The organism is Pseudomonas sp. MT3 (assembly GCF_054720805.1).
On sequence record NZ_JBTVPY010000028.1, the window covers coordinates 9949 to 30336 of the forward strand.

15 protein-coding genes and 1 other RNA gene are annotated in these 20388 nt (G+C 65.4%); 7 read left to right on the plus strand and 9 right to left on the minus strand.

Translation table 11 applies throughout. The annotated features are described in order from the left end of the window. On the minus strand, positions 1–1340 hold a 1340-nt coding region (dnaX, locus tag ACYCAX_RS23120), incomplete at its 3' end, for a DNA polymerase III subunit gamma/tau (protein WP_460248922.1). A gap of 153 nt (positions 1341–1493) precedes the next feature. Between dnaX and ACYCAX_RS23125 the strand changes: the two genes are divergently transcribed. Beyond that, positions 1494–2216, plus strand: a complete 723-nt coding sequence (locus ACYCAX_RS23125) for a type 2 periplasmic-binding domain-containing protein (RefSeq protein WP_015477777.1) — start codon at positions 1494–1496, stop codon at positions 2214–2216. Positions 2217–2298: 82 nt separating this feature from the next. On the opposite strand, the gene ffs is transcribed toward ACYCAX_RS23125, so the two are convergent. Next, an RNA gene (gene ffs, locus ACYCAX_RS23130) (signal recognition particle sRNA small type) lies at positions 2299–2395 on the minus strand. Between the two features lie 240 nt (positions 2396–2635). Here ffs and ACYCAX_RS23135 point away from each other — a divergent pair. After that, positions 2636–3004 carry a fimbrial protein gene (locus tag ACYCAX_RS23135; protein WP_015477781.1) on the plus strand — a complete coding sequence of 123 codons (369 nt, stop codon included), beginning with the start codon at positions 2636–2638 and terminating at the stop codon, positions 3002–3004. A gap of 6 nt (positions 3005–3010) precedes the next feature. Here ACYCAX_RS23135 and ACYCAX_RS23140 read toward each other — a convergent pair whose 3' ends face one another. The 6 genes from ACYCAX_RS23140 to ACYCAX_RS23165 form a co-directional block, all read right to left on the minus strand. Further along, positions 3011–3388, minus strand: a complete 378-nt coding sequence (locus ACYCAX_RS23140; RefSeq protein ID WP_015477782.1) for a hypothetical protein — start codon at positions 3386–3388, stop codon at positions 3011–3013. A 53-nt stretch (positions 3389–3441) separates the two neighbouring features. Further along, positions 3442–3720, minus strand: a complete 279-nt coding sequence (locus tag ACYCAX_RS23145) for an HU family DNA-binding protein (RefSeq protein WP_015477783.1) — start codon at positions 3718–3720, stop codon at positions 3442–3444. A gap of 39 nt (positions 3721–3759) precedes the next feature. After that, a complete protein-coding gene (gene ligA, locus ACYCAX_RS23150) occupies positions 3760–6153 on the minus strand; it encodes an NAD-dependent DNA ligase LigA (RefSeq protein ID WP_460248923.1) in 2394 nt (797 codons plus the stop codon). A gap of 129 nt (positions 6154–6282) precedes the next feature. Then, positions 6283–7170: a cell division protein ZipA gene (gene zipA, locus ACYCAX_RS23155; protein ID WP_294977132.1), complete on the minus strand. Its 888-nt coding sequence runs from the start codon at positions 7168–7170 to the stop codon at positions 6283–6285. A 297-nt stretch (positions 7171–7467) separates the two neighbouring features. Continuing rightward, positions 7468–10956: a chromosome segregation protein SMC gene (smc, locus tag ACYCAX_RS23160; RefSeq protein WP_460248924.1), complete on the minus strand. Its 3489-nt coding sequence runs from the start codon at positions 10954–10956 to the stop codon at positions 7468–7470. A gap of 17 nt (positions 10957–10973) precedes the next feature. Next, positions 10974–11633 carry a GntR family transcriptional regulator gene (locus tag ACYCAX_RS23165; RefSeq protein WP_015477787.1) on the minus strand — a complete coding sequence of 220 codons (660 nt, stop codon included), beginning with the start codon at positions 11631–11633 and terminating at the stop codon, positions 10974–10976. A 183-nt stretch (positions 11634–11816) separates the two neighbouring features. On the opposite strand from ACYCAX_RS23165, the gene ACYCAX_RS23170 reads away from it, so the two are divergent. The 5 genes from ACYCAX_RS23170 to guaD all read left to right on the plus strand — a co-directional run bounded on the left by ACYCAX_RS23170 (position 11817) and on the right by guaD (position 19613). Continuing rightward, a complete protein-coding gene (locus ACYCAX_RS23170; protein ID WP_294979520.1) occupies positions 11817–12950 on the plus strand; it encodes an alkane 1-monooxygenase in 1134 nt (377 codons plus the stop codon). 356 nt (positions 12951–13306) lie between these two features. Beyond that, complete coding sequence (gene xdhA / locus ACYCAX_RS23175; protein ID WP_460248926.1) at positions 13307–14770, plus strand: xanthine dehydrogenase small subunit; 1464 nt, start codon at positions 13307–13309, stop codon at positions 14768–14770. Then, the gene (xdhB, locus tag ACYCAX_RS23180; protein WP_460248927.1) at positions 14763–17153 is read left to right on the plus strand and encodes a xanthine dehydrogenase molybdopterin binding subunit; all 2391 of its coding nucleotides are present in this window, start codon (positions 14763–14765) and stop codon (positions 17151–17153) included. The genes xdhA and xdhB overlap by 8 nt, the downstream gene beginning before the upstream one ends. 206 nt (positions 17154–17359) lie before the next feature. Continuing rightward, positions 17360–18211 carry a xanthine dehydrogenase accessory protein XdhC gene (gene xdhC / locus ACYCAX_RS23185; RefSeq protein ID WP_015477791.1) on the plus strand — a complete coding sequence of 284 codons (852 nt, stop codon included), beginning with the start codon at positions 17360–17362 and terminating at the stop codon, positions 18209–18211. Between the two features lie 97 nt (positions 18212–18308). Further along, the gene (gene guaD, locus ACYCAX_RS23190; protein WP_294979512.1) at positions 18309–19613 is read left to right on the plus strand and encodes a guanine deaminase; all 1305 of its coding nucleotides are present in this window, start codon (positions 18309–18311) and stop codon (positions 19611–19613) included. 257 nt (positions 19614–19870) lie between these two features. Here guaD and ACYCAX_RS23195 read toward each other — a convergent pair whose 3' ends face one another. Then, positions 19871–20296: a universal stress protein gene (locus tag ACYCAX_RS23195; protein WP_294979509.1), complete on the minus strand. Its 426-nt coding sequence runs from the start codon at positions 20294–20296 to the stop codon at positions 19871–19873. Positions 20297–20388: the final 92 nt, after the last annotated feature.

Here is a 20388-nt window from a genome sequence, read left to right on the forward strand (position 1 = left end):
GCCGGAGCCGGAGCCGGAGCCGGAGCCGGAGCCGGAGCCGGAGCCGGAGCCGTTTGAGGCTGCGGCGCGGCAACGACCGGCGCAACCTCGGCGACCGGAGCTACGGGAGCGACCGGCGCAGGCGCAACAGGCGGCGGAGCAATGGATGCAACCGGCGCTGCAACGGCGGCGCCGGCCACTGGGTTCGGGTTGGAATCAGCCGTGGCCTTGCTGATCCCCAGATCCTTTAGTGGCGACCTGGGCGCGCCGTCGGCATCGGCCGGGCGGAACGCCAGCATGCGCAGCAGCACCATCTCGAAGCCGCCACGGGGATCGGGCGCCAGCGGCAAATCGCGGCGGCCGATCAGGCCCATCTGGTAGTAGAACTGCACGTCCTCGGCGGGCAGCGCCTGGGCCAGCGCCAGCACGCGGTCGCGGTCGCCCTGGCCATTGTCCACCGCCTCGGGCAGCGCCTGGGCGATGGCCACGCGATGCAGCACGTTGAGCATTTCGGCCAGCACACCGCCCCAGTCCGGGCCTTGCTCGGCCAGGTGGCGGACGGCTTCCAGCAGTGCGCGGGCATCGCCTTCGAGCAACGCATGGAGCACGCCGTAGACCTGCCCATGATCCAGGGTACCGAGCATGGCGCGCACGTCGGCGGCCAGCACCTTGCCTTCACCGAAGGCGATGGCCTGGTCGGTGAGGCTCATGGCGTCACGCATGGAGCCGTCGGCGGCACGACCGAGCAGCCACAGCGCATCGTCCTCGAACGGCACGTTCTCGGCGCCCAGCACATGGGTCAGGTGCTCCACCACCCGCTCCGGCGGCATGTTCTTCAGGGAGAACTGCAGGCAGCGCGAGAGGATGGTCACCGGCAGCTTCTGCGGGTCGGTGGTGGCGAGCAGGAACTTCACGTGGGGCGGTGGCTCCTCCAGGGTCTTCAACAGGGCGTTGAAGCTGTGGCTGGAGAGCATGTGCACTTCGTCGATCAGGTACACCTTGTAGCGCCCGCGGGTCGGCGAATACTGCACGTTGTCGAGCAGCTCGCGGGTGTCCTCGACCTTGGTACGGCTGGCGGCGTCCACTTCGATCAGGTCGACGAAGCGCCCCTCATCGATCTCGCGGCACACCGAACACTGCCCGCACGGGGTCGAGCTGACACCGTTCTCGCAGTTCAGGCACTTGGCCAGGATCCGCGCGATGGTGGTCTTGCCCACCCCGCGGGTACCGGTGAACAGGTAGGCGTGGTGCAGGCGCTGGTTGTCCAGCGCGTTGATCAGGGCCTTGAGCACATGGGTCTGGCCGACCATTTCGCGGAACGAACGCGGACGCCATTTGCGGGCAAGAACCTGATAACTCATTGATATCCATCGCGACAGGTGAGCAGAAGTGGGCTAATCCTAGCGAAGCGGACCGTAAATTGCACCCGATGTCCGCTCTGGCCTTTGGTACATCTTGGCAAGGCCCGACCCGTACAGGCATTGTGTCGCCACTACGCCGCCATCGGAGTCTAGATGCGCCTGCTCGCCATCGTCCTGCTGTTGAGCTCTGCCGTCACCCTTGCCGAGGACCGCCCCCTGCGCTTCTCGGTGGTCGACAGCTGGGCGATGCCCCTGGCGCGAATCGAAGACGACAAGCTGACCGGCGGTATTCTCTTCGAGTTGTTCACCGAAACCGCCCGCCAGGTGCATCGGACGCCGGTCTTCCATATCCTGCCCCGCGCCCGCGTGGAGCAGGCGCTGCTCAGCCACGCGGTGGACGTGCGCTGCTACGTCGCACCGGCCTGGACCGAACACGACTTCCACGATTACCGCTGGAGCGTGCCGCTGATGATGCAGCGCGACGTGCTGGTCAGTCGCGCCGGCCTCAAGGGCGACCTGCAGAGCCTATCCGGCCAGGCCGTTGGCACCGTGCTCGGCTACCACTACCCGCGCCTGCAGCCGCTGCTGGAAAGCGGCCGAGCAACCCGCGATGAAGCGCGCAATCAGGAACTGGTACTGAAGAAGCTGCAGATTGGCCGTTACCAGTACGCGATCAGCAGCGAAATCGCCCTGGACTGGTTCAACCGCTCGTTGCCGCAGAGCCAGCGGCTGACACCCGCCAGCATCATCGAGGAAACCCCGCTGTCGTGCATGGTGCTGGACAGCCCGGAAACGTCCACGGACGAGGTGCTGGCGGCGTTGGCGGCGCTGAAGGCTTCCGGAGAGATCGAGCGCATCCTCAGCCACTATCGTTGAGGGGGCCGCACCATCAAGGGCAAGGCAAAAGCTCGACACCCGGGACGGCGGAGCGATTTTCCTGACCCTGAAATGGAGGCGGCCCCGTCAGCCACACCCCGGCACACAATGTCCCCGCCTTGGCTGCTTCCTTCCGGACCTGACCAGGTAAGCGAGTAATCGTTGCGGGGGGACCGACAGGGCCACCATCGCGAATCTCGCCAGTTCGGCGAGCCGCGCCATTGTAGCGGCTTGTTCGCAAGTTACAAGTACTTCAAGCACTTAGGTGCGTCCTTCAAGCAATTCCCGATCAGCATCACGAATCGCCCTGAAAAGTAAGGGAATCACCCTACAACTCATTGAGAAACACCCGACTAGGCCGACGCTTAGGAACATGGCCGCCCATGAGGGGCGGCCAATACCGAGCGAGGAATGCCGATATGTCTATTGCCCTGCGATCCACCACGCTCCTGGCCACGCTTTTCAGTGGCCAGCTCCTGGCCGCCGATGGCATGGTCCGGTTCACCGGTGCCGTCGTCGAGGACGGCTGCCAGCTCCAGTTGGGGAGCTCGACCGCCAGCAGTGCCCAGGTGCAGGTACGCCAATGCAACCAGACAATGTTCCTGCAACTCAACGAGCCACGGGGCGCACTGCCCAGCAAGCACTATCAGCTGACGGACACGAAAGGGCGCGCACTGGGCCCGGCGGTCACCACCACTGGCGGCACCGACAGGGTCATTCGCGCCATGACGGCAGGCGCCGCCGCTGGCGCCGAACGCAACCTGGTGCTGGTGGCCGAGTACCTGTAACGGGACTCACTGCGCCTGCAGCAATCCTTCGGGCCGGGGCTGGGTGGAGACTTCCAGGTTCGGCCCGATGAACAGGTCCATCTTGCTGTAGCCCGGACGGGTGCTGAACGTGGAATAGCGCTCCGCGCCCTGGTGGAACTGGAAGGCCACGCGGTACTCGCCCGAGCGCCACAGGCGCAGCGGGAATGCGCGCGCCTCGCCCGGCTTGATCTCTCCTGCCAGGCGTTCCTCACCATTTTCCTTGAAGCTGTAGCTCACCGCCGGCCCGCCCTGCCCCTCGTAGTGAAGGACGATCTGCGGGCGCTCGGTCCAGGCCACGTAGGCCCCGAACAGCAGCACCAGTGCCGCCACGCCGAGCAGGCGCTGTTTTCTTGCCTTGTCCATCTCGCTCTCCGCTAGCGGACAGCCCGCCCCATTGTGCGGAACGGGCCTGCCGATCAGTTCAGGCTGTCGACCAGGGCCTTGGCGGGCACCAGGCGCACCGACTTCTTCGCGGCGATCTGGATGGTCTTGCCGGTCTGCGGGTTGCGGCCGGTACGGGCAGCGCGCTCGCTGACCTTGAGCTTGCCGATACCCGGCAGGGTCAGCTCGCCGTCATTTTCCAGGGCGTCCTGGGCGATCTGCGCCAACTGCTCGAACACGCCGCGCACGGCGGCCTGGGTCAGGTCGAGGGATTCGGCGATATCGCGAACCAGTTGGTCCTTGGTCATGGGCATGGATTGACTCCTTGATACGTTGATCTTGATGAATGCTTGTCAGACGCCGATACCGTGATCGGCCAGCAGCCTGATCAGTTGCTCTTCGTCCATCACGGCGACGCCAAGTTCCTGGGCCTTGACCAACTTCGAACCCGCTCCCGGTCCGGCAACGACGCAATGGGTCTTGGCCGAGACCGAACCGGCCACCTTGGCGCCCAGGCTTTCGAGCTTTTCCTTGGCGACGTCGCGACTCATGGCCTCCAGCGTGCCGGTGAGCACCCAGGTCTGGCCGGCCAGTGGCAGACCTTCGACCACCTTGCGCTCGCTGCGCCAGTGCATGCCGAACTCTACCAGCTGCGCTTCGACAGCCTTGGCACGCTCCACACGCACAGCGTTGGCGAAATACTCGCGCACCGACTGCCTGGCCTTCTCGTTCACCCCCTTGAGGGTGCTGAGGTCCAGCCAGTCCTGGCTGAGGGTGACGAGCGCGTCGAGGCTGCCGGTCCGGTCAGCCAGCTTCTCGGCGCCGGTGGCGGCAATGAAGGGGATATTCAGCTTGTCGATGAAGCCCGCCAGCGTGGCAACGGCAGCGAACTCGGCGGAGACCTCGCCCTCGTCCTGCAACTGCACGCCATGCTCGGGGGCGAGCAGCTCGGCGATGACGCTGCGGTTGTGCTCGTCATCGAAGAAGTTATGGATCTCGTAGGCCACCTCGCCGCCGACGTCCGGCAGATAGGTGAGCACTTCCGGCAAAGCCTTCTGGATGCGCGCCAGCGAGCCCAGGGAGCGCGCCAGCAGCTTGGCGGTCTCCTCGCCCACGTCCGGAATGCCCAGGGCGAAGACGAAGCGCGCCAGGGTGGGCTTGCGGCTGTCGGCAATAGCGGCGAGCAGGTTGCGCGTGGAAACTTCGGCGAAGCCTTCCAGCTCGATGACCTGCTCGAATGTCAGGGTGTAGAGGTCGGCCGGGGACTTCACCAGGCCCTTGTCCACCAGTTGCTCGACGATCTTGTCGCCGAGGCCGTCGATGTCCATCGCGCGGCGCGAGACGAAGTGGATGATCGCCTGCTTGAGCTGCGCCTGGCAGAACAGCCGGCCGACGCAGCGGTAGATGGCGCCCTCGCTGACCGATTCCTTGCCCTTGCTGCGCTTGACCAGTTGGGTGCGCTCGACCTGCGAGCCACACACCGGGCACTGGGTGGGGATTTCCACCGGGCGGGCGTCCGCCGGGCGGCGCTCGGTCACCACCTGCATCACCTGCGGGATCACGTCGCCGGCGCGGCGGATGATTACGGTGTCGCCGATCATCAGGCCCAGGCGGGCGACCTCGTCCATGTTGTGCAGGGTGGCGTTGGATACGGTCACGCCAGCCACCTGCACCGGTTTCAGGCGCGCCACGGGCGTCACCGCGCCGGTGCGACCGACCTGGAACTCCACGTCAAGCAGTTCGGTCAGCTCCTCGCGGGCCGTGAACTTGTGGGCAATGGCCCAGCGCGGCTCGCGGGCGCGGAAGCCCAGTTCGCGCTGGAAGTCGATGCGGTTGACCTTGAACACCACGCCGTCGATCTCGTAGGCGAGGCTGTCGCGGCGGCTGCCGATGTCTTCGTAGTAGGCGCGGCAGCCCTCGACACCCTTGGCCAGCTTCAGCTCGCGACTGATCGGGATCCCCCAGCCCTTGAGTGCTTCGAGGATACCGACCTGGGTATCCGGCAGCACACCGCCCTCGACCCGGCCGAAGCCGTAGCAGCAGAATTCCAGCGGACGGCTGGCGGTGATCTTCGAATCCAGCTGGCGCAGACTGCCGGCGGCGGCATTGCGCGGGTTGGCGAAGGTCTTGCCGCCGGCTTCCATCTGCCGCGCGTTGAGCGCGTCGAAGCCAGCCCTGGACATGAACACCTCGCCGCGCACTTCCAGCACTGCCGGCCAGCCGTCGCCCTTCAGGCGCAGCGGCACATTGCGGATGGTGCGCACGTTGGTGCTGATGTCTTCGCCGGTGGTGCCGTCGCCACGGGTGGCGCCACGGGTGAGCAGGCCATTCTCGTACAGCAGGCTGACCGCCAGGCCGTCGAGCTTGGGCTCGCAGCTGTATTCCACGTCGACGCCACCGCCGAACAGGTCAGAGGACGGCAACTGGTCGGCCAGGCCTTCGCGCACGCGGCGGTCGAAGTCGCTCAGGTCCTGCTCCTCGAAGGCGTTGCCCAGACTGAGCATCGGCACTTCGTGGCGCACCTCACCGAAGGCCGAGGCGGCCGCACCGCCAACGCGCTGGGTCGGCGACTCCGCGGTGATCAGCTCGGGATGCTCGGCTTCCAGTTCTTTCAGCTCGCGGAACAGGCGGTCGTATTCGGCGTCCGGCACGCTCGGTTCGTCGAGCACGTAGTAACGGTAGTTGTGGTCGTCGAGCTCGCTGCGCAACTGGGCGATGCGTTCGGCAGCGGTCTGGGAATCGGTCATTGGGGAAGCCTCAAGCTGCAAGCTGTAAGCGGCAGGACAGGAGCCCTAAAGAAAAGCAAAGCCCCAAGCCAAGCGCTAGGGCTTGCAGCTTGGGGCCTGTTGCTTGTCGCTGCGGTTTTCGTATCAGGATCAGCGCTTCTGGGTCAGCGCGCGCCGCTCGAAGTCGATGATCCGCTGGCGGTAGTGCTCGATGGTCTGAGCGGTCATCACGCTGCGCTGCTCGTCCTTCAGCTCGCCGTTGAGTTCCTGGGCCAGCTTGCGGGCGGCGGCGATCATCACGTCGAACGCCTGCTTGGGATGGCGCGGGCCCGGCAGGCCGAGGAAGAAACTCACCGCGCGGGTGCTGAACTGGTCGATGTTGTCCAGATCGAAGGTGCCCGGCTTGACCGCGTTGGCCATCGAGAACAGCACTTCACCGTTGCCGGCCATGCTCTCGTGACGGTGGAAGATATCCATCTCGCCGTAGCGCAGGCCGCTTTCGAGGATGTTCTGCAGCAGCGCCGGGCCCTTGAAGCCGTTCTCGTCGCGGCTGATGACGTTGATGATCAGCACTTCCTCGACCGGGGCGAGAGGCGCGGAGGCAGCAGCCGGTGCGGCGGCGCGCTCCTTGTCCTTCTTGCGCTCCTTCCTGGGCTTTTCCTTCTCCTGCGGCGCTTCGGCCAGCGGGTTGGGGAAATCCTCCTCGTCCAGCGGGCCGAGCAGGTTCGGCGCCGGATCGTCCAGGTTCAGATCGCCCTGGCGCGGCTCGCCGCGGCGCTTGCCGCGCGACTCCCTGGCGCTGACCTTGGGCAGGTCTTCCTCGTCGAGCGCCGGCTCGCGGTGCTCGACCACGCGGGACGGCCCGAGCAGTTCGGGGTTGCTATCATCCCCATCGTCAGGCTGGTTGGCGAAGTGGCGATCCAGTTTGAAGCGCAACTTGCCCTTGCCACCCCGCATACGACGCCAGCCGTCGAACAGAATGCCGGCGATCACGATAAGCCCAATGACGATCAGCCATTCGCGCAGACCGATATCCATCTAATCCCGTAGCCCCTGAACAAAAAATGATGATGAAGAAAAGGACATCCTATCCCTTGAAAACGTGGAGCCAACTTCATGTTCTGACTGATGTTTTCCACGCGATACAAAAGTGGGCATTAAGCTAACACGCTCGCACACAACTTTACACTGCTTGTGGCGACACTCCGCCCTGGTCTTTGCAACTTTTCATAGCCTATCGCGAGTTCATCCTTGGCGCGATGGCTACCTCAATATAATCAACGTCTTACAAGCGTAGCGTAGTATTCCGATAGCGCCTTGCAAGTTGTATCCACATCAGGCTTCGGCCAGCGCCACCGCCGCCTCGACATCCACGGCCACCAGTCGCGAACATCCCGGTTCGTGCATCGTCACCCCCATCAATTGATCGGCCATCTCCATCGCGATCTTGTTGTGGGTGATATAGATGAATTGCACTTTCTCCGACATTTCCTTCACCAACCGCGCATAGCGGCCGACGTTGGCATCGTCCAGCGGCGCATCGACTTCGTCGAGCATGCAGAACGGTGCCGGGTTCAGCTGGAAGATCGCGAATACCAGTGCCAGGGCGGTCAGGGCCTTCTCGCCGCCGGACAGCAGATGGATGGTGCTGTTCTTCTTGCCCGGCGGGCGCGCCATGATCGCCACTCCGGTATCGAGTAGATCCTCGCCGGTAAGTTCCAGATAAGCGTGACCGCCGCCGAAAACCTTGGGGAACAATGCCTGAAGGCCAGCATTGATCTGGTCGAAGGTTTCCTTGAAGCGGTTGCGGGTTTCCTTGTCGATCTTGCGGATCACGTTTTCCAGGGTATCCAGCGCTTCCACCAGGTCGTCGTTCTGGTCGTCCAGGTAGCGTTTACGCTCGGATTGCTGCTGGTATTCCTCGATGGCCGCCAGGTTGATCGGGCCCAGGCGCCCGATGCGCGCGGCCAGTTCTTCCAGGCGGGTTTCCCAGACCTTCTCGGCGGCATCGTGCGGCAGCGTGCCGAGCACGCCGTGCAGGTCGTAGCCGTCCTCGTGGAGCTGCTCCTGCAGCGACTTGCGCCGCACGCTCAGGGCCTGCCACTCCATGCGCTGCTGCTCCAGCTGGCCGCGCAGCAGTTGCGACTGCTGTTCGGCCTGGGTGCGGCGCTTCTCGGCATCGCGCAACTGGCGGTCGGCGTCCTCCAGGGCCAGACGCGCGTGCTTGAGTTCGTCCTCCACCGCCATGCGCCGGTCGAGCAACTCCTCCAGGCGCATGCGCAGCTCTTCCAGCGGCGCGGCACCCTCCTCCAGGTTGAGGTTGAGCTGCTCGCAGCGCTCGACCAGACGCACCGCCTGGCTGTCCAGGCGCTCCAGCGCCTGGCGGGTGGACTCGTACTGGGCGCGCAGCGAGCCGACACGCACGGCCAGTTGATGAGCATGATCCTTGTGCTGGCGGGATTCCTGGCGAATACGGTCGAGCTTCTCGCGCATGCCGTCGCGCTCGGCCAGCAGCGACTCGCGGTGCTCGGTGTCCACCGCCATCGCATCCAGTGCTTCCTGCAAACTCAGGCGCGCTTCGCCCAGCTGTTCCTGCTCGATGGCGTGCTGTTCGGCCAGTTCCGCCAGTTCTTCGTCCAGTCGGCGGCGGCGCAGGGTCAACTGCTCGACCTTGGCCTGCTGCGCGGACAGCTGTGCCTTCAGCTCGCCCTGGCGACGACCTTCGTCCTGCAGACGACGGCGGACCTGGTCGCGACCCTCTTCGGCCTGGCGCTGCTCATCGCGCAGGCGCATCAGTTGTTCGTCGATTTCGGCGAGGCGCTGCTCCCGCGTTTCGCGCTCGACATACAGACGTTCCAGCTCCTGACCACGTGCCAGCACACCGCCATCGGCAGACTCGCCACGGCGCACGCGGAGGAAATTCCGCCCGACCCAGTAGCCTTCGCGGCTGATCAGGCTTTCGCCGTCGCCCAGCGAAGCACGTTGCGCCAGCGCCTGGTCGAGGGTTTCCACCGGGCGCACGCGGCCCAGCCAGTAGCTCAGGTCGACATTCGTCTCGACCTTGTCCAGCAGGCTACCGGGACGGGAAACCGCACCGGCGGCCAGGTCGAGCAGGCGCAGCTCGCCCTTCTCCAGCGCATCGAACGGCAGCCCCTTCACATCATCCAGCAGTACGCCGTGCAGGTCGGCGCCGAGCACCGTTTCCACCGCCTGCTCCCAGCCCGGCTGCACACGCAGCCCTTCGGCGAGGCGCGGACGCTGCTCCAGCCCCTGATCGCGCAGCCATTGCGCAGTGCCGTCGCCCGGATCGAGCGCGGCCTGCTGCAAGGCTTCCAGCGAGGCGATGCGGCCATTCAGGCGCTGCAACTCGCCTTGCGCCTGGTGCTGCGCGGCGGAACTTTCCTGCAAGGACTGGCGCACACGCTCCAGGCGTTCGGCCAGTTCCTGCTCTTCAATCTGTGACTCGTCCAGCAGCAGCTCGATAGCGGCGACCTGTTCGCTCAACTCGAGGATCGCGGCGTCTTCCGGGTCGGCGGCCAGTTGCGCGCGCTCGTCGTTCAGGCGGCGCTGGCGTTCACCCTGGCGCTCCAGGCTCTGCTCCAGGTGCTGGATGCGCGACTGCTGCACCTCCGCCTCGCGGCGCGGCTCGGCGCTCTGCTGGTTGAAGGCATCCCAGCGCTGCTGCCAGTCCTGCATGCGCAGCTCGGATTCTTCCAGGCCAACGGTGGCTTCCTCGGCGGCGGCGGCGCTGATTTCCTGCTCCGGGGCCAGGCGTTCCAGTTCCTCGGACAGGGTGGCCAGCAGGGTACGGTCGTGGCCAAGGTGGGATTCGGTCTCCTGGCGGGACTTCTGGGCCTCGCGCAGGTCGTCCTGCAACTGGCGCAGGCGCTGCTGGCCGTGCTGGATGCTCTGCTCTACGCGGGCGATGTCGCCGCCCACGGAATAGAAGCGACCCTGCACCTGGTTGAAGGTTTCCGACAGCTCGTGGTGGCCGTCGCGCAGGCGCTCGATGCTGGCGTCGGCGCTGCGCTGCTCGGCGACCAGCGCCTCGAAGGCCACTTCCTGGTCGCCGATCACCTTTTCCTTCTGCCCGACCTGCTCGTTCAGGTCGCGCCAGCGCAGGGCGCCGAGCTGGGCCTTGAGGGTGCGCTCCTCGGCCTTGAACTCCTGGTATTTCTCCGCCGACTGGGCCTGGCGGTGCAGGCGTTCCAGCTGACGCTCCAGTTCTTCGCGCAGGTCGGTCAGGCGCGCGAGGTTTTCCTGGGTGCGACGGATGCGGTTCTCGGTCTCGCGGCGGCGCTCCTTGTACTTGGAGATGCCGGCGGCTTCCTCGATGAAGTTGCGCAGGTCCTCCGGCTTGGCCTCGATCAGCTTGGAGATCATGCCCTGCTCGATGATCGAGTAGCTGCGCGGGCCCAGGCCGGTGCCGAGGAAAATGTCGGTGATATCGCGGCGCCGGCATTTGGTGCCGTTGAGGAAGTAGGTGTTCTGGCCGTCGCGGGTGACGCGGCGGCGAATGGAAATCTCGGTGTAGCTGGCGTACTCGCCCAGCAGGGTCTGGTCGGAGTTGTCGAACACCAGTTCGATGGACGCCTGGGTTACCGGCTTGCGCGTGTTGGAGCCGTTGAAGATGACGTCGGTCATCGACTCGCCACGGAGGTTCTTCGCCGAACTCTCGCCCATTACCCAGCGAACGGCGTCGATGATGTTGGACTTGCCGCATCCGTTGGGGCCGACCACGGCCGCCATGTTGCTCGGGAAACTGACCGTCGTCGGATCGACGAAGGACTTGAAGCCCGCCAGCTTGATGCACTTGAGCCGCATGCGCCTCCCCCTATCTCTTATCGTTCAGCCAGCGCGGCCAGGACCAGTTGGCTGTTGCGCCGACTGTAGTCGAGCAGCACCTCGCGGATCGCCGCCTCGTCACGTCCGACCACGGCGCGGAGCAATTGCTCGAAGCTGCCGATGAACTGGCTCATTTCGCCTTTGCGGCGTTCCAGGGCCAGATGATAGGTGCGGCTGATGGCCGGCAGGAGGTTTTCCACGGTTTCCTGCAGGTAGGGGTTGGCGGCGAACGGGAAGGCGACGCGCATGATGTCGAAGCTGGATTCGACGAAGGCATTGATATCGCCGCGCTCGAGGTTGTCCAGCAGGCGCTGCTGGATGGCCAGGAAGGGTTGCAGGTCGCCCTCTTCGCGCCAGCGCCGGGCCACGCTGCTGGCGAGCATGATGTAGAGCTCGGTGACCAGCGAGTAGAGGCTTTCCACATGGCTGGCGGAGAGCTCGGACACCTGCGCACCCCGGCGCGGCAGGATCACCACCAGATGGCGGCGCTCGAGGATCAGCAGCGCCTCGCGCACCGAGCCGCGGCTGACGTTGAGGGTCTGGGTGACCTTCTGTTCCTGGATGCGCTCGCGCTCCTTGAGTTCGCCCCGGATGATGCGTTCGGCAAGGTGGTGCGCGATCTGCTCAGCCAGGCTGTCCGGGGCCTTGAACGTCATGGTTGTCCTTAAGAATCTGGGCGCTTTTCGAGGGGGTGACGCGGGCGCGAAGTGTAACACAGGGTGTTACCGCGCCATCTCCTCTGGCGGGTGGGCGACAGAACAAAGGTTGGTGCGCCCGACGGGCAGAACAGGCGCAGGATTGTCGGACAATCCTACACAAAGACATACCGGGAGTCGCCCATGTTCGCCCTCCTTTCCCCCGCCTGGACGCTGCGCCTGAAGAAAGCCGGTTACTGGATCTGGCTGGTGCCGGTCTTCGGCATTCCCGTCAGTTATTGGTGGTCCTACGGCAGCGAGTATCCCAACGCCTGGCCCTGGCTGGTGATCACCGTGGTCTTCGGAGTGATCCCGCTGCTGGATTTCGTGGTCGGCCGCGACCCGGCCAACCCCGATGAGGCGGAGGACGTCCCGCGGCTGGAGCGCGAGGGCTACTACCGCCTGCTGAGCCTGGCCACCGTACCGCTGCTGCTGGGCATGCTGGTCTACGGCGGCTGGGTGCTGGCCACTTATGACGCGTGGAACTGGATCGGCCAACTGGGCTGGATTCTCTCCGTCGGCACGGTGATGGGGGCCATCGGCATCACCGTGTCCCATGAACTGATCCACAAGGACCCACAACTGGAACAGAACGCCGGCGGCCTGCTGCTGGCGGCGGTGTGCTACGCCGGCTTCAAGGTCGAGCATGTGCGCGGGCACCACGTCAACGTCTCCACACCGGAAGACGCCTCGTCGTCGCGCTACGGCCAGAGCCTCTATGCCTTCCTGCCCCACGCCTACAGGCACAACTTCCTCAACGCCTGGAGACTGGAGAGTGAGCGCTTGAAGCGCAAGGGCCTGCCGGCGCTGCACTGGCGCAACGAACTGATCTGGTGGTACGCGATCAGCGCGCTGTTTCTGCTCGGCTTCAGCGTCGCCTTCGGCTGGATCGGCGCGCTGTACTTCATCGGCCAGTCGGTGATGGCCTTCACCCTGCTGGAGATCGTCAACTACGTCGAGCACTACGGCCTGCACCGTCGTCGCCTGGAGTCCGGACGCTACGAGCGGACCACCCACGAGCACTCCTGGAACAGCAACTTCCTGCTGACCAACCTGTTCCTCTTCCACCTGCAGCGGCATTCCGACCACCACGCCAATGCCAAGCGCCGCTATCAGGTGCTGCGCCACTTCGACGAGAGTCCGCAGTTGCCCAATGGTTATGCCGGGATGATCGTCCTCGCGCTGTTCCCGCCGCTCTGGCGCGCGGTGATGGATCCGCGGGTACGCGCCTACTACGCCGGCGAGGAGTACCAGCTGAGCGCCACCCAACAAGCCTGATCCGCGCGTTCCACGCCTTGGCGGCAAGCCCTTACCCCGGCTTGCCGCCTTTTTTGCTATTGGCTTTGGCTTTTGGTAGGAGCGAGCTTGCTCGCGAAGCTCTTCTACCTGGAATCACCTCCCCCCTACTCTCTCGCAAAGGCAGAGGGAGTGCATTGGCCTGCCCGACCAGCACCGCGCTCGCCGGCAATTCCGGCTGTTCGCGAGCAAGCTCGCTCCTACAAAAAGCACCATTTATCGCCTGCGAAAAAATTTCTGACCATTTGGACAGAATTTTTATTGACTCAAAAGTCAGCTTTTCATAGATTCACCCTCCAGTGCCCTACCAAAAACAAGAACCAGCCTGGAGGCAAGCCTTGATCAGGTTCCTGCTCAACCGCGAGCTGCGCGTCGAAGACCGCCTCGACCCCAATCTCACCGTGCTCAACTACCTGCGCCAGACCCTGGGCAAGACCGGCACCAAGGAGGGCTGCGCCTCCGGTGACTGCGGCGCCTGCACCGTCGTGGTCGGCGAGCTGGTGGGCGAAGATGGCGCCGAGCGCATTCGCTACCGCACCCTCAACTCCTGTCTCACCTTCGTATCCTCGTTGCACGGCAAGCAGCTGATCAGCGTCGATGACTTGAAGCACCGTGGCGAACTGCACGGCGTGCAACAGGCGATGGTCGATTGCCACGGCTCGCAATGCGGCTTCTGCACCCCGGGTTTCGTCATGTCGCTGTTTGCCCTGCAGAAAAACAGCGCCGGCGAAAGCGTCGAGGAACGCAAGGCCGAAGCCCATGAAGCACTGGCCGGCAACCTGTGCCGCTGCACCGGCTACCGTCCGATCCTGGATGCCGCCGAGCAGTCCTGCTGCCAGAAGCAGCCGGACCAGTTCGACGCCGCCGAAGCCGAGACCATCGCCCAGCTGAAAGCCATCGCCCCGCGCGAAACCGCAGAGCTCAACAGCGGCGACAAGCGCTGCCTGCTGCCGCTGACCATCGCCGACCTGGCCGACATCTACACCGCCAACCCGCAGGCGCGCCTGCTGGCCGGCGGTACCGACCTGGCCCTGGAAGTCACCCAGTTCCACCGCGAACTGCCGGTGATGATCTACGTCGGCCACGTCGAGGAAATGAAGCGCGTCGAAGTCTTCGACGACCGCATCGAGATCGGCGCCGCCACCCCGCTGACCGATTGCTACGAAACCCTGGCCCGCGACTACCCGGACTTCGGCGAGCTGCTGCACCGCTTCGCCTCCCTGCAGATCCGCAACCAGGGCACCCTGGGCGGCAACATCGGCAACGCCTCGCCCATCGGCGACTCGCCGCCGCTGCTGATCGCCCTCGGCGCACGCCTGGTGCTGCGCAAGGGTTCCGAGCGCCGCGAACTGCCCATCGATGAATACTTCATCGACTACAAGGTCACCGCGCGCCAGGAAGGCGAGTTCATCGAGCAGGTGATCATCCCGCGTCCGCAGGCCAACCAGGCGTTCCGCGCCTACAAGGTTTCCAAGCGCCTGGACGACGACATCTCCGCCGTCTGCGCCGCGATCCAGATCACCGTGGCAGACGGCAGGATCACCGCCGTGCGCACTGGCTTCGGCGGCATGGCCGCCATCCCGAAACGCGCCAAGGCCTGCGAGGCCGCGCTGCTGGGCCAGGCCTTCAACAGCGCCACCTTCGAACGTGCCGCGCAGGCTCTGAGCGAGGACTTCGCCCCGCTCACCGACTTCCGTGCGAGCAAGGAATACCGCCTGCTCACCGCACAGAACCTGCTGCGCAAGTGCTTCCTGGAACTGGAAGCCCCTCAGGCCGTAACCCGGGTGACCCACTATGCATAAGCCCCAGAAGAGCCAGGAAGAACTCGCCGAACTGTTCCGCGCCGACCTCACCACCGGCGTGGGCCGCAGCGTCAAGCACGAGAGCGCGCCCAAGCACGTCAGCGGCGAGGCGCAGTACATCGACGATCGCCTGGAATTCCCCAACCAGCTGCACGTCTATGCCCGCATGAGCGACCGCGCCCATGCGCGCATCCTGAAGATCGACACCGCGCCGTGCTACGCCTTCCCCGGTGTCGCCATCGCCATCACCAAGGATGACGTGCCCGGTCAGTTGGACATCGGTCCGGTGGTCGCGGGCGATCCACTGCTGGCCGACGGCAAGGTCGAATACGTCGGCCAGATGGTCATCGCCGTCGCCGCCGACAGCCTGGAAACCGCACGCAAGGCGGCCATGGCCGCGATCATCGAGTACGAAGACCTGGAGCCGGTACTCGACGTGGTCGAAGCGCTGCGCAAGAAACACTTCGTGCTCGACAGCCACCAGCACAAGATCGGCGACTCGGAAGGCCAGCTCGCCACCGCGCCGAACCGTATCCAGGGCACCCTGCACATCGGCGGCCAGGAGCACTTCTACCTGGAGACGCAGATTTCCTCGGTGATGCCCACCGAAGACGGTGGCGTGATCGTCTACACCTCCACGCAGAACCCCACCGAAGTGCAGAAGCTGGTGGCCGAAGTGCTGGGCATCTCCTTCAACAAGGTGGTCATCGACATGCGCCGCATGGGCGGCGGCTTCGGCGGCAAGGAAACCCAGGCGGCCGCCCCGGCGTGCCTGTGCGCGGTGATCGCGCGCCTCACCGGTCGCCCGGCGAAGATGCGCCTGCCGCGCGTCGAAGACATGCAGATGACCGGCAAGCGCCACCCATTCTACGTCGAGTACGACGTGGGCTTCGAGGACGACGGCCTGCTGCACGGCATCAACATCGAGCTGGCCGGCAACTGCGGCTACTCGCCGGACCTCTCCGGCTCCATCGTCGACCGCGCGATGTTCCACTCCGACAACGCCTACTTCCTCGGCAACGCCACGGTGAACGGTCACCGCTGCAAGACCAACACCGCGTCGAACACCGCCTACCGCGGCTTCGGTGGTCCGCAGGGCATGGTCGCCATCGAGGAGATCATGGACGCGGTCGCGCGCCACCTCGGCAAGGACCCGCTGGAAGTGCGCAAGCGCAACTACTACGGCAAGGACGAGCGCAACGTCACCCACTACTACCAGCAGGTGGAACACAACCTGCTGCAGGAGATGACCGAGGAGCTGGAAGCCAGCGCCGAGTACGCCAAGCGCCGCGCCGAAATCCGCGAGTTCAACGCCAGCAGTCCGGTGCTGAAGAAAGGCCTGTCGCTGACCCCGGTGAAATTCGGCATCAGCTTCACCGCCACCTTCCTCAACCAGGCCGGCGCGCTGATCCACATCTACACCGACGGCAGCATCCACCTGAACCACGGCGGCACCGAGATGGGCCAGGGCCTGAACACCAAGGTCGCCCAGGTGGTGGCCGAGGTCTTCCAGGTCGATATCGACCGCGTGCAGATCACCGCGACCAACACCGACAAGGTGCCCAACACCTCGCCGACCGCCGCTTCGTCGGGCGCCGACCTGAACGGCAAGGCCGCGCAGAACGCCGCCGAGACCATCAAGCAGCGCCTGGTGGAATTCGCCGCCAAGCACTGGAAGGTGACCGAGGAAGACATCGAGTTCCGCAACAACCAGGTGCGCGTGCGCGACCTTATCCTGCCGTTCGAGGAACTGATCCAGCAGGCCTACTTCGGCCAGGTATCGCTCTCCTCCACCGGCTTCTACCGCACGCCGAAGATCTACTACGACCGCAGCCAGGCGCGCGGCCGACCGTTCTACTACTTCGCCTATGGCGTGTCCTGCTCGGAGGTGATCGTCGACACCCTCACCGGCGAGTACAAGATGCTGCGCAGCGACATCCTCCACGATGTAGGCGCCTCGCTGAACCCGGCCATCGACATCGGCCAGGTGGAAGGCGGCTTCGTCCAGGGCATGGGTTGGCTGACCATGGAAGAGCTGGTCTGGAACGCCAAGGGCAAGCTGATGACCAGCGGCCCGGCGAGCTACAAGATCCCGGCCATCGCCGACATGCCCATCGACCTGCGGGTGAAGCTGGTGGAGAACCGCAAGAACCCGGAGCAGACGGTGTTCCATTCCAAGGCCGTCGGCGAACCGCCGTTCATGCTGGGCATCTCGGTGTTCTGCGCGATCAAGGACGCCGTGGCCAGCCTGGCCGACTATCGCGCCCAGCCGCAGATCGACGCCCCGGCCACCCCTGAGCGCGTACTCTGGGGCGTGGAGCAGATGCGCAAGCTGAAGCTGGCCCAGGCGGAGAAGGCACCGGCTCAGGTCGAGCCGGCGTGATGTGACCATGGGGTGCCGCTGGCACGGGAAGACGTCCCCAATCCCGTCCTCCCCCGGGTCAGCGGCGCCCCACCCTTTCAAGAACCTGTAGGAGCGAGGGGGACGCCTAGTCCTTGCTCGCGAACCGCCCCAGCGACGTAGCCGCCGGGGAGCCCATTCGCGAGCAAGCTCGCTCCTACGAAAAGCCACCCTTGAGGTTCGCAACGATGAACTGGATCAGTGCCCTCGCCGACCTGCAACAACGCGCCGAAGCCAGCGTGTTGGTGACCATCATCGAAGAGCGCGGCTCGACCCCGCGCAATGCTGGTTCGAAGATGGTCATCAGTGCCGACAAGGCCTACGACACCATCGGCGGCGGCCACCTCGAGTTCAAGGCCATGCAGATCGCCCGCGAGATGCTCCTGGCCCGCGAGCGCGAGCCGAAACTGGAGCGCTTCAGCCTCGGCGCCAGCCTCGGCCAGTGCTGCGGTGGCGCCACGGTGCTGCTGTTCGAGCCGATGGGCCAGCCCCAGGCGCACATCGCCGTATTCGGCGCCGGCCACGTCGGCCGCGCCCTGGTGCCGCTGCTCGCCAGCCTGCCGTGCAAGGTGCGCTGGATCGACTCGCGGGAGGCCGAGTTCCCCGACCGCATCCCCGAAGGCGTGACCCGAGTAATCAACGAGGACGTGATCGACGAGATCGACGAGATGCCCGCCGGCAGTTACTTCATCGTCATGACCCACAACCACGCGCTGGACCTGGAGCTGACCGCCAGGATCCTCGAACGCAACGACTTCGCCTACTTCGGCCTGATCGGCTCCGACACCAAGCGCGCCAAGTTCGAACACCGCCTGCGCGACCGCGGTTTCGCCGCCGACACCGTGCAACGCATGCGCTGCCCGATGGGCATCGGCGAGGTGAAGGGCAAGCTGCCGGTGGAGATCGCCGTGTCCATCGCCGGCGAGGTGATCGCCACCTACAACGCCACCTTCGGTCAGCAGACCGGCAAGGGCGAGAACACTGTGGCCAAACTGTTACCCACGAGCCGTCGCGCACGCACCGCCGAAAGCGGCGCCTGAAATTTCCGTAGCATGGGCGCATCTCTATTCCGCGCCGCCCATCCCGCCCCGGCGCCTGCGAGCGCCCCGGCCCCGAAACCCGACTGAAGAGAGATCGATGAGCACTCAAGCCAAAGCCTACCGCGCCAGCATCCTGCACAGCGTCGCCGACCCGGCCGAAGTCGGTGTGGAGAAATCCTACCAGTACTTCGAGGACGGCATCCTGCTGGTGGAAGACGGCAAGGTCGCCCGCGTCGGCCACGCCGCCGAGCTGCTGCCGCAACTGGGCGGTGTCGACGTGCTGGAATACCGCGACGCGCTGATCACCCCCGGCTTCATCGACACCCACATCCACTACCCGCAGACCGGCATGATCGCCTCCTACGGCGAGCAACTGCTGGACTGGCTGAACACCTACACCTTCCCCACCGAGAAGCAGTTCGCCGACCCGGCCCATGCCGCCGATGTCGCCGGCATCTTCCTCAAGGAACTGCTGCGCGCCGGCACCACCACCGCGCTGGTGTTCGGCACCGTGCACCCGCAGTCGGTGGACGCGCTGTTCGGCGCTGCGCAGAAGCTCGACCTGCGCCTGATCGCCGGCAAGGTAATGATGGACCGCAACGCACCGGACTACCTGACCGACACCGCCGAAAGCAGCTACATCGACAGCAAGGCGCTGATCGAGCGCTGGCACGGCAAGGGCCGCCTGCTCTACGCGGTAACTCCGCGCTTTGCTCCCACAAGTACCCCGGAGCAGCTGGACGCCGCCGGCCGCCTGCTCAAGGAGCACCCCGGCGTGTACCTGCACACGCACCTGTCGGAGAACCTCAAGGAAATCGAGTGGGTCAAGGAGCTGTTCCCGGAGCGCAAGGGCTACCTGGACGTCTATGACCACCACGGCCTGCTCGGCCCGCGCTCGGTGTTCGCCCACGGCGTGCACCTGTGCGACGGCGAATGCCAGCGCCTGTCGGAAACCGGTTCGGCCGTGGCCTTCTGCCCGACCTCCAACCTGTTCCTCGGTAGCGGCCTGTTCGACCTGGCCAAACTGGAGAAGCACAAGGTCAAGGTCGGCCTGGGCACCGACGTCGGCGCCGGCACCAGCTTCTCCCAGCTGCAGTCGTTGAACGAGGCGTACAAGGTGATGCAGTTGCAGGGCATCAAGCTCGACCCGTTCAAGTCGCTGTACCTGGCCACCCTCGGCGGCGCCCGCGCGTTGGAGCTGGAGGACAAGGTCGGCAGCTTCGCCCAGGGCAACGAGGCCGACTTCGTGGTCCTCGACTACAAGGCCACCCCGCTGCTGGACTATCGCCTGCAGCAGGCCAGGACCCTGGAGGAGAAACTCTTCGCACTGGTCATCCTCGGCGACGACCGTACCGTGAAGGAAACCTTCGCGCACGGCCGTTCCGTTCATCGCCGCGGTTGACCCTTACGGTCGCAGCGCCGGGGCCTCGCTCAGGACCAACCCGGCGCTGCGGCCGCTTTTCATTCCCCCCTCGCGCGCCTTGCACGCGACCGCTCCCACCCAACACCTGGATTTCCGGGCCGTAGCACGGTGCGGGTGTTGGTTCGCGAGCAAGCTCGCTCCTACGAAGAGCGCACCGGAGCTGACTTGTAGGAGCGAACTTGCTCGCGAACAGCACGGCACTGGATAGCGGACGAAGTCCGCTCCTGCGAAAGCCTCTACTCCCCCCGCACCTCAACCAGCACCGGGCAAGGCGCCCGCTCGATCACCCGCTGCCCCACCGACGGGTCCAGCAGCCGCTCGATACGCCCCAGGTGCCGATGACCGATCACGATCAGGTCGCACGCCAGCCGCTCCGCCTCGCGCAGGATCGCCCGCGCCGGGTCGCCCGCCACCACGGCAGCGGAAGCGGCGCACGGCTGCAACTGCGCCACCGCCTCATCCACCAGCACCTGCGCCTCATGTTGCTCCAGCTCCGCCGGCGGGTACTCCAGCACGTCCTGGCGGGGCATGGCGAAGGCGCGGTCCACCGCGCAGACCACGTGCAGCTCCGCGCCGTTGCAACGCGCCAGCTCCCCCGCCGTGGCGATGATCCGTGGTGACTGCGCCGCGCCATCGATGGCCAGCAGAATCCGTTTGAACATGCCGCTCTCCTTCCGAAACAAGAACCCAGGGGCATTCTTCGGGCCTCGCCGGGCCCCGTAAAGACACGCAAAACGTAATGGACCCTTGCATG

Bases quoted from the DNA above. Each gene is read 5' to 3' on its own strand.
- ACYCAX_RS23125 (WP_015477777.1), top strand. From the start codon at position 1,494: ATGCGCCTGCTCGCCATCGTCCTGCTGTTGAGCTCTGCCGTCACCCTT.
- ACYCAX_RS23135 (WP_015477781.1), top strand. From the start codon at position 2,636: ATGTCTATTGCCCTGCGATCCACCACGCTCCTGGCCACGCTTTTCAGT.
- ACYCAX_RS23140 (WP_015477782.1), bottom strand. From the start codon at position 3,388: ATGGACAAGGCAAGAAAACAGCGCCTGCTCGGCGTGGCGGCACTGGTG.
- ACYCAX_RS23145 (WP_015477783.1), bottom strand. From the start codon at position 3,720: ATGCCCATGACCAAGGACCAACTGGTTCGCGATATCGCCGAATCCCTC.
- ligA (WP_460248923.1), bottom strand. From the start codon at position 6,153: ATGACCGATTCCCAGACCGCTGCCGAACGCATCGCCCAGTTGCGCAGC.
- zipA (WP_294977132.1), bottom strand. From the start codon at position 7,170: ATGGATATCGGTCTGCGCGAATGGCTGATCGTCATTGGGCTTATCGTG.
- smc (WP_460248924.1), bottom strand. From the start codon at position 10,956: ATGCGGCTCAAGTGCATCAAGCTGGCGGGCTTCAAGTCCTTCGTCGAT.
- ACYCAX_RS23165 (WP_015477787.1), bottom strand. From the start codon at position 11,633: ATGACGTTCAAGGCCCCGGACAGCCTGGCTGAGCAGATCGCGCACCAC.
- ACYCAX_RS23170 (WP_294979520.1), top strand. From the start codon at position 11,817: ATGTTCGCCCTCCTTTCCCCCGCCTGGACGCTGCGCCTGAAGAAAGCC.
- xdhB (WP_460248927.1), top strand. From the start codon at position 14,763: ATGCATAAGCCCCAGAAGAGCCAGGAAGAACTCGCCGAACTGTTCCGC.
- xdhC (WP_015477791.1), top strand. From the start codon at position 17,360: ATGAACTGGATCAGTGCCCTCGCCGACCTGCAACAACGCGCCGAAGCC.
- guaD (WP_294979512.1), top strand. From the start codon at position 18,309: ATGAGCACTCAAGCCAAAGCCTACCGCGCCAGCATCCTGCACAGCGTC.
- ACYCAX_RS23195 (WP_294979509.1), bottom strand. From the start codon at position 20,296: ATGTTCAAACGGATTCTGCTGGCCATCGATGGCGCGGCGCAGTCACCA.